14 protein-coding genes are annotated in these 12445 nt (G+C 59.7%); 4 read left to right on the top strand and 10 right to left on the bottom strand.

Annotated features, from left to right (window positions below; genetic code table 11):
* The 4 genes from I9H07_RS19490 to I9H07_RS19475 all read left to right on the top strand — a co-directional run bounded on the left by I9H07_RS19490 (position 1) and on the right by I9H07_RS19475 (position 2584).
* Positions 1-483: a PAS domain-containing protein gene (locus I9H07_RS19490; protein WP_024672650.1), complete on the top strand. Its 483-nt coding sequence runs from the start codon at positions 1-3 to the stop codon at positions 481-483.
* Between the two features lie 96 nt (positions 484-579).
* Positions 580-1836: a 3-phosphoshikimate 1-carboxyvinyltransferase gene (gene aroA / locus I9H07_RS19485; protein ID WP_236425236.1), complete on the top strand. Its 1257-nt coding sequence runs from the start codon at positions 580-582 to the stop codon at positions 1834-1836.
* 149 nt (positions 1837-1985) lie between these two features.
* The gene (locus I9H07_RS19480) at positions 1986-2240 is read left to right on the top strand and encodes an AbrB/MazE/SpoVT family DNA-binding domain-containing protein (protein WP_236425237.1); all 255 of its coding nucleotides are present in this window, start codon (positions 1986-1988) and stop codon (positions 2238-2240) included.
* Entirely contained in the window at positions 2237-2584 is a 348-nt protein-coding gene (locus I9H07_RS19475; protein ID WP_024672647.1) for a type II toxin-antitoxin system ChpB family toxin, read from the top strand. The genes I9H07_RS19480 and I9H07_RS19475 overlap by 4 nt, the downstream gene beginning before the upstream one ends.
* Before the next feature lie 49 nt (positions 2585-2633).
* Here the strand turns inward: I9H07_RS19475 and I9H07_RS19470 are convergent, their stop codons facing one another.
* From I9H07_RS19470 to I9H07_RS19425, 10 genes are all read right to left on the bottom strand, one after another.
* On the bottom strand, positions 2634-3296 hold the full coding sequence (locus tag I9H07_RS19470; RefSeq protein WP_024672646.1) for a ChrR family anti-sigma-E factor: 663 nt from the start codon (positions 3294-3296) through the stop codon (positions 2634-2636).
* Entirely contained in the window at positions 3296-3808 is a 513-nt protein-coding gene (locus I9H07_RS19465) for a sigma-70 family RNA polymerase sigma factor (RefSeq protein ID WP_024672645.1), read from the bottom strand. Before I9H07_RS19465 ends, I9H07_RS19470 begins: the two co-directional genes overlap by 1 nt.
* Positions 3809-4030: 222 nt before the next feature.
* On the bottom strand, positions 4031-4912 hold the full coding sequence (locus I9H07_RS19460) for an aldose 1-epimerase (RefSeq protein ID WP_236425238.1): 882 nt from the start codon (positions 4910-4912) through the stop codon (positions 4031-4033).
* Complete coding sequence (locus I9H07_RS19455; protein ID WP_236425239.1) at positions 4887-5858, bottom strand: EamA family transporter; 972 nt, start codon at positions 5856-5858, stop codon at positions 4887-4889. The genes I9H07_RS19460 and I9H07_RS19455 overlap by 26 nt, the downstream gene beginning before the upstream one ends.
* 84 nt (positions 5859-5942) lie before the next feature.
* Positions 5943-7223 carry a TRAP transporter large permease gene (locus I9H07_RS19450; RefSeq protein ID WP_003404808.1) on the bottom strand — a complete coding sequence of 427 codons (1281 nt, stop codon included), beginning with the start codon at positions 7221-7223 and terminating at the stop codon, positions 5943-5945.
* Positions 7224-7751, bottom strand: coding sequence for a TRAP transporter small permease (locus I9H07_RS19445; RefSeq protein ID WP_024672640.1), 528 nt, complete (start codon positions 7749-7751; stop codon positions 7224-7226).
* Positions 7752-7811: 60 nt separating this feature from the next.
* Positions 7812-8837: a TRAP transporter substrate-binding protein gene (locus I9H07_RS19440; protein ID WP_024672639.1), complete on the bottom strand. Its 1026-nt coding sequence runs from the start codon at positions 8835-8837 to the stop codon at positions 7812-7814.
* A 56-nt stretch (positions 8838-8893) separates the two neighbouring features.
* A complete protein-coding gene (locus I9H07_RS19435; RefSeq protein ID WP_236425240.1) occupies positions 8894-9778 on the bottom strand; it encodes a glucurono-1,5-lactonase in 885 nt (294 codons plus the stop codon).
* Positions 9779-9820: 42 nt separating this feature from the next.
* Positions 9821-10648: an NAD-dependent epimerase/dehydratase family protein gene (locus I9H07_RS19430; protein WP_236425241.1), complete on the bottom strand. Its 828-nt coding sequence runs from the start codon at positions 10646-10648 to the stop codon at positions 9821-9823.
* A gap of 176 nt (positions 10649-10824) precedes the next feature.
* The gene (locus I9H07_RS19425) at positions 10825-12093 is read right to left on the bottom strand and encodes an OprD family porin (protein WP_058825379.1); all 1269 of its coding nucleotides are present in this window, start codon (positions 12091-12093) and stop codon (positions 10825-10827) included.
* Positions 12094-12445 lie beyond the last annotated feature (352 nt).

Raw genomic sequence — 12445 nt, 5'->3', positions numbered from 1 at the left:
ATGAGCAACGCTATCGAAATCAACGAGCTTCATTGGTTGCTGGCCGTCACCCAGAACATTGACGTAGGCATTGTGGTGCTGGACCTGAATTACCGGGTAACGGTCTGGAACACCTTCATGGAAAACCGCTCCGGTGTGGTGCCCTATGTGGCCATCGACAAGACCTTTTTCGAGATTTTTCCCGAGGTCAACGCGAAGTGGTTCAGCAAGAAAATCGATAACGTCGTGACCCTCGGTACGCCCGCATTCACCATCTGGGAGCAGCGGCCTTACCTGGTGCGCTTCAAGAACTATCAGCCGATCACCGGGCAGGAGGCGTTCATGTACCAGAACACCACGCTGTTCCCGCTGCGCTCCACCACGGGCGCGATCAGCCATGTGTGTCTGGTGATTTACGATGTGACCGATGTGGCGGCCAACCGCAATCAATTGCTGGCGGCCAACGACAAGCTGCAGCAACTGTCCGGCACCGCGCAAAAGTGATCGGCCTGCAGTCATCGCCATCCACCAAAACCGCCCTGCGGGCTTGCTCGTCCTCGTGCTAGGATCGCGATTTTTCCGCTGACGCTCAGGGACATCATGCGATCTCAAGCCACCCTCACTGTTTTGCCTGTCGAGCGCCCGCTGGTCGGGCGCGTCAGCCCGCCGGGCTCCAAGTCGATCACCAACCGTGCGCTGCTGCTGGCGGGGCTGGCCAAAGGCACCAGCCGCCTGACCGGCGCGCTGAAGAGCGACGACACCCGAGTGATGTCCGAAGCCCTGCGTCTGATGGGCGTGCAGGTCGATGAGCCAGATGACAGCACCTTTGTTGTGACCAGCAGCGGTCGCTGGCAGGCACCGCAGCAGGCGCTGTTTCTGGGCAATGCCGGGACCGCGACGCGTTTTCTGACGGCCGCGCTGGCCAATTTCGAAGGCAACTTCGTGGTGGATGGCGACGAGTACATGCGCAAGCGCCCGATAGGCCCGCTGGTCGATGCCTTGCAGCGCATGGGTGTGGACGTCAGCGCTCCGACGGGTTGCCCGCCGGTGGCGATCAAGGGCACCGGCGGTCTGGCGGCAGGCCGCATCGAGATCGACGGCAACCTGTCCAGCCAGTACGTGTCGGCGCTGCTGATGGCCGGAGCCTGCGGCAAGGGGCCTCTCGAAGTGGCCCTGACCGGCAGCGAAATCGGCGCACGCGGTTACGTCGACCTGACCCTCGCAGCCATGCAGGCCTTCGGTGCCGAGGTTCAGGCTATCGGTGACTCAGCCTGGAAAGTATCGGCCACCGGCTATCGCGCGACCGATTTCCACATCGAGCCTGACGCTTCGGCAGCGACTTATCTGTGGGCCGCACAGGCTCTGACCGGGGGCACTATCGACCTCGGCGTGGCGAGTGACGCCTTCACCCAGCCTGATGCACTTGCCAGCCAGATCATTGATAGCTTCCCGAACATGCCCGCCGTCATCGACGGCTCGCAAATGCAGGATGCGATTCCGACGCTGGCGGTGCTCGCTGCGTTCAATCGTCAGCCAGTGCGCTTTGTCGGCATCGCCAACCTGCGGGTCAAGGAGTGCGACCGGATTTCAGCCCTGTCCCAAGGCCTGTGCGCCATCGCGCCCGGTCTGGCGGTCGAGGAGGGTGATGATCTGGTGGTCAATGCCAACCCGGCGCTGGCAGGCACCACGGTCGATGCGTTGATCGACACCCACGCCGACCACCGTATTGCCATGTGCTTTGCGCTGGCCGGCCTGAAGATCAAAGGCATCCGTATCCAGGACCCCGATTGCGTCGGCAAGACCTACCCCGGTTACTGGGATGCACTGGCTTCGCTGGGTGTCAGTATTCAGCGCTGAACGCCCGGTCTTGATGGGCTCGGGACGTCTGCAAACTTCTGAAACAGGGTGAGCTGGCAGTTGGCGACTGTAGATACTATGTTTCTCTTTTTTGGGTTGCATGCTCTCTGTAATGTATCTACAGTGGCTCTACATTGTGAGGTGTCTTGATGGAAGTGAAAATTCAGCAGTGGGGCAATAGTGCGGCGATTCGTCTGCCCGCAAACGTGCTCAAGCAGATGAGTCTGTCCACTGGGGATGTACTTACGCTCGATGCGTCTGCAGAAGTGATTACACTCAAGCCAGCCAAGGCAAAGCTGCATTATCGATTGGCTGACTTGATGGCCCAATGTGATTTGAGCGCGCCCGAGCCTGCAGAGCTGGCCGCATGGAACGCAATTCAGCCAGTTGGGCGCGAAGTTTGAAACGGGTCAAATTCAACCGCTCGGATATTGTGCGACTGAACCTGAATCCAACCGCAGGACGCGAGCAGCAAGGTGATTTTCGTCCAGCGTTGATTCTCACACCTGCGGCTTACAACGCATCAGGCCTTGTAATCATTGCGCCAATCACACAGGGCGGCGATTTTGCGCGATATGCGGGTTTCGCGGTGCCGTTGAGTGGCTCAGGCACAGAGACGCAGGGTGTCGTTCTTTGCAATCAGATTCGAACCGTTGATCTTGAGGCTCGTGGTGCAAAGCGTATTGAGTCAGTCCCTGAAATGGTGATCGACGATGTGCTTGCTCGTGTCCAGGCGCTCTTCGAATAGCAGATTTCTCGAATTCCGGGTCTGCCCGATCTGCTCCCCGCAAGATTTTTCAAATCCCGAAAAACGGCTGCATCATCCTCGCCAGCAGCCCATGAAAGCGCAGCTTTGATTCAGCAGCCAGTACGCAGATGCATTCCCGGTCCGGGTAGGCAATCGGCTGGTGCTGGATATGGCTGTCCAGATCGGCCACATCCCCCAGTCCGAACTCTCCCTGCACGTCGTGATAAGCACCCTTGAGAACCATGGTCATTTCGCCGCTTTCATGGCTGTGAACCGGCATGCTGACGCCCGGTGCGATTTTCAGCAGCATGAGGTTGCCGTGCTCGATGCCTTCGGCGCGTACGCGCTGCACGCCGGGGATCAGGGTCTTCCATTTCAACTCGCTCAGATGTCGGCCGAAATGCGCCTGCATGCAGGTCGGCAGCAAATCCGGGTCCTGGTTGGCCGCAGGCATTGAATGCATTGGCGGGGCAACGTTCATGGCCTGTTCATCCAGACGCGCAAGCATCCCCGAACGACCTTTGAGCGGTACCACCGTGCTGCTGTGTTGCTGCATCAATACGCCGCCGATCTGCTCTGCCTGCCTGAGCCGCGCTCTGCATTCGGCGCAGCGCTCCAGATGCGCGGCGGTGACCAGCGAGATGACCTGCGACAGTGCCCCTGACGCATAGCTGATCAGCGTTGCGTCGTCCGGATGATGCGTTGGGCCCATCATGACTCCTCCATCCTTGAGCGCAGCTTTTGAAAGGCCAGACGCAAGCACGATTTCACCGTCCCCAGAGGCATGTCCAGGCGTTCGGAAATCTCCCGATGGCTGAGCGCTTCGAAATAAGACATTCGCAACACCTTGGCCTGATCGGTGGGCAGGTTCTGGATGGCAGTGTTCAGTTGTTGCTCCTGACGCTGGCTGTAATCGAGCGTTCTGTCGACCGGGGCCTCCAGACGCTCGAGTTGCTCCAGCGAATTTTGTACCTGCACCCAGCCTCGATCCTTGCGCACGCTGTCGATGTACATATTGCGCGCAATGCGGAACAGCCAGGTCCCCAGGCTGGCCTTGCTCGGGTCGAAGGACTCGGCCTTGTGCCACAGCTTCAGCAGCACCTCCTGCACCAGCTCCTCAGCCTGACCTTCGGGCACATTCAACCCCGTCAGATAACGCAGCAAACGCGGGGCGAAGTGATCGTAGATGCGCATGAAGCTGTCGCGGTCCCTTTGACGGGCCACGGCGGCGACTTCTTCGATCCAAAGTCGGGTTATCGGCAAATCGCTGTGCGGGTTGGACAAGTGACAGAAGGTCCTGAGACTGGCAGTAATGCGCATGATCCACCTTCTGATCACCATTGTCTGGTATTGGTTCGCGGGTCAGAGATGTTACGAAGATGGAGAGGGGATGGATCACAGGATGCGATGAGTGGATTAACAGTCATTTTTCCGTGATGTTTCATATCAGGGCACTGTGCCGGAAGCCTTGTAGGCCAGACTGACCCTCAGCCGCATCGACTCTCCCTGCCGCAACAGCTTCAACCCCGGCCGTCCTGGCAAATGATGGGCGTTGACCGGGTGGCTGACCGGCTCGAAACAGAAGAAATCCAGCCCCGGCGGACAGAAGACCAGAAAGTATTCACTGCCGCTTGCCTGGCAGTGCAGTTCATAGCCCAGGTCCGGCTGGCTGATGATGCTGTGGCCATCCCAGCCGGTGAAGCCGTTGTCGAGGCGTGTGTCGGGCAGGGCGCGGCTGTGCTGGAAGTCCCATTCGGCAGGAAGGTCCTGCAAGGCGGTGGGCAATCCTCTTTCATCGCACAGCCAGACCTGTGCGGCGTTGGTCTGCAAGCGCGTATGGGCCGTGCGAGGCAGATAAGGGTGCAAGCCCAGCCCATGCCAGGCGGCGCGGTTGTCCAAGTGAGTAGTGGTCAGTTCGATGCTCAGTTGGCCGTCGTGCAGGGTGTAGCGCAGTTCAGCGCGATAGGCAAAGGGGATCAGACTGTCGAGTTGCAGGCAGACTTGCCATGGCGTCTGCTCGACGACCGTCCAGGCTTGCTGCCAGGCACTTCCATGAATCGGCAGCGGGTCATTGGCGCTGTTGGGGGGCAACGCCAGCCAGCCATCCGGCGTGTCGAAACCGCCGTTGCCGATCCGGTTCGACCAGGGCGCCAGCGGGTAGCAGGCCAGTCGGCGCGGTGTGCAGGCCGCCAGTGCATCGTCGTTGCTTGCGCGAAGCAAGGGCCGGCCGCTGGCCAATACGCTCCAGTTGACGATGCTGCCGCCTATTTCTGGGGCGATGCTCAGGCGGGTCACGCCATCTTCAAGGGTCAGAATGTTCACGGGCATGATGCAGCACCTTGCTGGAGGTTTGAGGGGCAGGCGGCGTAGTGCGGCGCCAGGTCAGCAGAACAATGCCGCTGACCACGATCAGCCCGCCGATGACCTGGCCGCCGCTGAGCAACTGGTCCAGAATCAGCCAGCCAAACAACAGGCTCGCCACCGGTTCGATGTTCATCACCGGTGCATTGCGGCTGATGTCCAGACGCGCCATGCAGATGAACAGCAGCGAAAAGCCCAGCCCGTAAAGCAGCACCAGACTGGCCAGTGCGGTCCAGCCGACCTGACTCGCCGGCAGATCCACGCCGCCGGGCAACACGCCACTGCTGCCTGCAACGGCGGCGACCACAAACACCACGGCCATGGTCAGCATGCTGCGTACGCTGCCGCGCATGCTCGCCAGTTTGTTATCGGTAATCCACAGCGCAAACGCGAACACCACTGCGGCGGTAGACGCGTAAGCGATGCCCTCCAGCCATTGCGGCTCGCTGTTGCCCGGGTTGGACAAGCGCTGTGGCACATCCAGCGCCAGCGTCAGGCCAAACAGAATCAGCCCCATCAGGCCTGCTGCACGGCGCGTAGGCCTGGCACCGCCCAGTGCCCAGCTCAGCAACGCCAGCAGGATTGGCGAGACATTGACCACCAGCAGCGCCAGGGCCACCGGAATGCGCGCCACCGCCGAGTAGATACAAAAACTCTGGGTCGCGATCAGCAACCCGAGGAGCAGTTGCCAGCGCCAGGTGCTGGCCGGCAAACTGATTTTTTCACGTTGCCACAGCACCAAGCTGGTCAGGACCAGCAAGGTCACACCAGAGCGACAAAGGATCGCCAGCAGCAGGCCGGTGTCGTGGTCGAAAGCGATGCGCGCTGCAATATGATTGCCGGCAAACGAGCAGGCCAGCAGCGCGAGGATCAGCACGGCAATGTGACGGGGAAACAGGGCGGGGGCGGACATACGCAACCAGCCTCCTTGGCTGGAAAACAGACGTTGCACACCGGAGCCCTTTGCGGGGCTCCGGTGGCACAGCAGCGACAGACTTTAGAGCACCACGCTCGGCAGCCACAGCGAGATGGCCGGAATGTAGGTCACCAGCATCAGCACCAGGAACAGTGCGACATAGAAGGGCACCAGTGCTTTCACGGTGGCTTCGATGGTGACTTTACCCACCGCCGCACCGACGAACAGCACCGCACCCACCGGCGGTGTGATCAGTCCGATCCCCAGATTGACCAGCATGATCATGCCGAAATGCACTGGGTCGATGCCGACGCCGACGATGACCGGCAACAGAATCGGAGTCAGGATCAGAATCAGCGGCGCCATGTCCATCACGGTGCCGAGCAGCAGCAACATGACGTTGATGCACATCAGGATCACGTAACGGTTATCCGACAGGGTCAGGAATGCTGTGGTGATCTTCATCGGGATCTCCATCAGCGTCAGGATGTAACCGAAGCTGGCGGCGAAACCGATCAGGATCATCACGATGGAAATGGTGCGTGCCGCCCGGTGCATCAGCTTGGGCAGATCGCGCCATTTGTAGTCGCGGTAGATGAACATGGTAACGAAGAACGCCCAGAGCACGGCAATCGCGGCCGACTCGGTGGCGGTGAAGATACCCGACAGGATACCGCCGAGGATGATGACCATGGCCATCATGCCCCAGAGCGCTTCACCGGCGATTTTCAGCGCCTGACGCAACGGCACCACTTCGCCCTTGGGGTAGTTGCGCTTGCGCGCGAAGATCATGCACAGGCCCATCATCACGGCGCTGAGCAGCAGGCCCGGCAGAATGCCCGCCATGAACAGCGAAGCGATCGATACCGTGCCGCCTGCTGCCAGCGAGTACAGCACCGAGTTATGGCTGGGCGGCGTCAATAACGCTTGAACCGAGCCGCTGACGGTGACCGCTGTCGAGAAGTCGCGAGGGTAGCCGTTACGCTCCATTTCCGGGATCAGCACCGAGCCGACCGATGCGGTATCGGCGACTGACGAGCCCGAGATGGCGCCAAAGAACGTCGAGGCCACGATGTTGACCAGCGACAGCCCGCCGCGCACGAAGCCCACCAGTACTGCGGCAAACGCAACCAGCCGCCGGGACATCCCGCCTTCGGCCATGATCGCCCCGGCGAGTACAAAGAACGGAATTGCCAGCAACGAGAATTTATTCACGCCGCCAGCGATCTGGATCATCAGCGCATCGGCTGGAATATCGATCCACCAGGCGCCGATCAAGGCTGACAGGCCCAGTGCGTAAGCGACCGGCATGCCGATCAGGATCAGTGCGATAAAGCTGCCCAACAGTATAAAAGCGTCCATTTATGCGGCACCTTCGCTTTCTTCAATGACGTCGAAGCGCATCACCGCGCGATGACTCTGGTCACCCAGAAACAACCGTTCCAGCACGAAAATCAGGGTCACGATGCCGCCGACGGGAATCGGCAGGTAAGAGATGCCCACGCGCAGAAACGGCAGTTCGCCGACGAACTGATTCCAGGTGGTGGCGCACAACTTGAAGCCCTTGAAAATCATGAACAGGGCTACAATCGCCATCAGCACCTGCACCACCACGGCAGCGATGCGGCGTACCTGCTGCGGCATGCGGTCCACGGCCATCGAGACGGCCATGTGCGCACCGGCACGGTAGCTGGCGGCGGCGCCGAAGAAGGTGAACACCACCATCAGCAGAATGGCGGTGGGTTCCGGCCAGCTGGAGCCGCTGCCCAGGATGTAGCGGGCAAAGATGCCCCAGGGAATGATCAGCGTCATGATCAGCACCGACAGACCCGCAATGCCGATACAGACGCGATAGATCGTGTCGTTGATGCGCAACAGATTACTTTTCATAGAGGCTCACCACGGCGGCGAACGAGCATGTGCTCGTTCCCGCAGCTTGATCGGACAGGCTTATTGGGCCGCTTGGGCGTTGTTCGCAGCCAGGGCCGGATTGGTCTGGACCGCTTCGATGCGGCTGATCAGATCCTTGTAGGGTGCGCCGAATTTGTCGCGTACCGGCTGGGTAGCGTCATAGAAGGCTTTCTTCTGCTCTGGCGTCAGGGTGATGAATTCCACACCTGCTGCCTTGAGTTTGGTCTCGGCATCGGCTGACGACTTGTCCCACAGCACGCGCTCTTCCATCTGCGCTTCACGTGCGAGTTTTTTCACCAGTGCCTGTTGGTCAGGCTTGAGCTTTTCCCACGTGGTTTTCGACATCACGATCGGCTCAGGCAGGATCAAGTGCTCGGTAATGGTGAAGAACTTCGCGTTCTGGTAGTGGTTGTGCTGGAAATAGGTAGGCGGGTTGTTTTCGGCGCCATCGATCACGCCGGTCTGCAGGGCACTGAAGATCTCGCCGGTGGCCATGGCGATGCCGTTGCCGCCCATGTCATTGATGGTTTCGATGAATACGGGGTTGCCCTGAACGCGGATCTTCATGCCTTTGAGATCGGAAATCTGCCGTACAGGTTTCTTGGTGTACAGGTTACGGGTGCCGCCATCCATCCAGGCCAGGGCGACCATGTTGAATTGCGAGTTGGTGATCTTGTCGAGAATTTCCTGACCGATTTCGCCGTCGATGATGGTGCGCATGTGCGCCTGATCACGGAACACGAATGGCAGGTTGAAGACGTTGACGTCCGGCACGACCGGGCCAACGATGCCGAGGCTGACGCGCGTCATCTGCACTGCGCCACTCTGGACTTGCTCGACGACTTCCTTCTCGGAGCCGAGCACGCCGCCCGCGTACATCTTGAAGCTGATCTCGCCCTTGGATTGCTCTTCGAGTTTTTTTCCCATGTTCTGTTCCGCCACGACTGGCGCATAGCCTGCGGGGTGGACCTCGGCGAACTTGATCTTGACCTCTGCCTGGGCCATGCCCGACATGCAGAAGGCCAGCGGAAGCGCTGCGATGAGGAACTTGCGTTTGAAATCCATGGATATCTCCGATGTTGTTATTTTTGGTCGAGCTAAGGGATTTTCGGAAGGCGCAGTCAGCCTTTGAACGTGGGTTCCTCCAGGCCTTTGACGCCAGGTCGCAAAGCGAATACACCACCGGCGAGTGGCTGGTCGCTGAGGTCGCCGCCGGGGCGAATGGAGGTCACGAACAGGGTGTCGAGGTTCGGGCCGCCAAATGCACACATGGCAGGTTTTTTCACCGGCACGACCAGCGAGCGGTCGAGTTTGCCGTTGGGCGTGAAGCGATGGATCAGGCCGGCGTCGTTGCCGCAGATCCAGTAACAGCCGTCGCTGTCGATTGCCGCGCCGTCGGGGCGCCCCAGGTGATGGTTCATGTCCACGAACAAGCGACGGTCATAGGGCGTGCCGCTGTCAGTGTCGTAATTGAAAGCCCAGATTTTTTGCACGTTGGGGTGTGAGTCAGACAGGTACATGGTGTTGCCATCAGGGCTGAACGCCAGACCGTTGGGAACAATGAAATCCTGGAGCAGTGGGTCCAGCGTCTTCTGGCCAGCGCTGTAGCGATACATCGCGCCGACCACGGCACCTGCCGCCATGTCCATCAACATGGTGCCGGCCCAGAAACGGCCTTGCCGGTCGCACCGGCCATCGTTGAAGCGCATACCTGTGCGGGCGTGCTCAACGCTGACCAGCAGCGTGCTGATCAGATTGCCGTCGTCGCAGGGTTGCAGATGAAAGATCCCGCTTTCCATCCCGGCTATCCAGCCGCCCCGGCTGTCAGCGGCAATGCAGGCGAGCATCTGCGGCGCTTTCCAGCTGCGCATCGTGTTGTCGGCGCACGTCCAGCGATGCAGGCGGCCCGCCGGGATATCCACCCAGTACAGGGCTTGGTCGCGAACGCTCCAGACCGGGCTTTCACCCGTGGCATTTTGTGCATCGACGATCAGTTCGGCATCCATGACGATTCGTGTCTCCGGATTTCTGAAAGGAAGCAGCGATGCTTATTGGTCGCCAAACGGCCCCGAGGCCACGAAGGCGCCACCCTGATAGACCATCGCCGGATCGTCGGCTGCCGGTAGCGGCTGCGCGTCGACTTTTGCACGGAATGGTTCCGAACTGTCTTTGGGCGCGTAGTCCAGTTTGCTGGCGAAGCGGTTGTCCCACCACACCGTCTTGTTGTCTGACACGCCGTAGACCACGGTATGGCCCACATCCCGCGCATACAGGGAGCGCTCGATGAGTTGGGTCAGGTCACCAAAGCTCAGCCAGGTGCTCATCATTCGGCGGTTCTGCGGTTCAGGGAAGGACGAGCCAATGCGGATGCTGACGGTTTCGATACCGTAGCGATCGAAGTAGAAGCTGGCCATGTCTTCGCCGTAGGACTTGGACAGGCCGTAGTAGCTGTCCGGGCGGCGAGGGGAGTGCGCGTCGATGGTTTCGGTCTGCTTGTAGAAGCCGATCACATGATTGGAGCTGGCGAAGATCACGCGTTTCACGCCATGCCGACGAGCGGCTTCATAGATGTGGAACACCCCGCAGATATTGGCACCGAGGATTTCCTCGAACGGGCGTTCGACCGACACTCCACCAAAATGCAGAATCGCATCGACGCCTTCGACAAGGCCGTGTACTGCATGCTTGTCGGCCAGATCGCAGACCTGAACTTCTTCACTGTCGTCGATGGCAGGTGCCATCTCGGCAATGTCGGAAAGTCGCAGGACCTTCGCGTAAGGGCGCAGGGTCTCGCGCAATACTTTGCCCAGGCCACCTGCCGCACCTGTCAGCAGGAGGCGATTGAAGGGAGTTTGGGTGGTATGAGCCGATGCCATGAGAAAAGTCCTGATTGTTATTGTTGTCATCTGTTGTCGTATGACTTGCCGAATTATCGACACCGCATGCGCTGATTGTCAACGCGGCCAAGGTATAAATCGGCCATGAGCGCAGCGGGCGACACAGCTGGTTACAAAGGCGAAGTCTGCACGATCGACAGACTTCGCCACAGGGGTCAGAGCAGCGAAATCGGATAGCTGACGAACACGCGGTTCTCATCGAATTCGTTGGCACTGAAATCGCGACGCAGCGTTGAGTTACGCCATTTGACGTTCAGGTTCTTGAATGCGCCACTCTGTACGGTATAGGCCAGCTCGGACTCGCGGCCCCATTCCTTGCCGTCGGTGATGGTGCCGGTGTGCACGTTATCGCCGCTGATGTAGCGGTTCATCAGGGTCAGGCCGGGTACACCGAGCACCGCGAAGTTGTAGTCGTGGCGCAGTTGCCAGGACTTCTCTTTGGCGTTGTCGTAACTTGAGTTGTAACTGTCGTTGGCCAGCGTACCGCCGCTGGTGCCGTTGACACGCATCCACGCATTATCGCCAGTGAGCTTCTGCAGCCCGACGTAGAACGTGCTGCCGCCATAGCGTGCCGAGAGCAGTGCATAGGTGGTCTTGTTGTCCAGATCGCCCGCGAGTTTGTTGCCGTCTTCCTTGCCGGTAAAGAAACCGAGGTTGGCGCCCAGGGTCCAGTCGCCGATCGGCTGGCTGTGCAGCAAATTGAAGAACTGCTGCTGATAGATATCCTGCAACTCCGAGTACCAGACGCCCACCTGAGTGCGCTTGTCGTTGAACACGTATTCACCGCCGCCGAAATTGAAGCGGTCCGACGTAAACGCCCCCCGTCCGTTCAACGACATGTCTTCCATGCTGGCATCGTTGCGCGGGCTGTTGCCACGGAATTGCCCGCCGTACAGCGTCAGGCCGTCGATCTCTTTAGAGGTCACCTGACCGCCCTGGAAGGTCTGCGGCAGCGAGCGACCGTCATCGGAGCGCAGGATTGGCAGCACCGGCATCCATTCGCCGACTTTCAGCTCGGTTTTGGAAACCCGCGCCTTGCCCGCGACGCCCAGACGCCCGAAATCATCAGCCGGACGCCCGTCGTCATGGATGGGCAGCAACTGCGTGCCGCCGGTGCCTTTGCCGCCATCGAGCTTGACCGAGTACAGGCCCAGCACGTCGACACCGAAACCCACCACGCCTTGAGTGAATCCGGACTTGGCATCAAGAATGAAGCTTTGTGTCCATTCTTCGGCCTTGTTCTGCGGCGCCGCACTGTTCGGGAAAGCCGGGTTGGTGAAGTTGCGGTTGAAGTACGCGTTGCGCAGGGTGAGCGTGGCCTTGGTGTCGTCCACGAAGCCTTCGGCCATGCCGAGCATCGGGAATACCAGCGTCATGCCGCCGACGCCCAGCAGCATGCGTGAACGGGTCGTTTGAGATGTCATTATTGTTGTGCTCCCTTGTTTATTGAAACTGTCCCCTTCTCTGGCTGTGCACGCGCAGCAGCCGACACCTTCGAGGATTGCGTGATGCCCGTCGCCAGGCAGGGCCTCGACCGACAGACGGCCGAGTACCGCTCGCCGAACGTCAGCGAATGCTATGAATCAGGAAGGGTGTCGAGTGCTGCAAAGCAGGCAGCGAGGGCGAAGCTTCAATAAACGATAGAGCAAGCGAGCAGGCGCAAGTCTTCATGTAAACGTACCCCGATGTTGTTTTTATTGTTGGCGTTATAGGTTGTCGTACAACTGCTGCGATTATTTACAGCCTGGCTGTTCTTTGTCAACGAGCGGTTAGTCG

Origin of the sequence: Pseudomonas syringae (assembly GCF_023278085.1) — a bacterium.
GTDB lineage: Bacteria > Pseudomonadota > Gammaproteobacteria > Pseudomonadales > Pseudomonadaceae > Aquipseudomonas > Aquipseudomonas syringae_Q.
The sequence above is the reverse complement of the archived record's forward strand: the minus strand, read 5'-3'. Positions and strand labels throughout refer to the sequence as shown.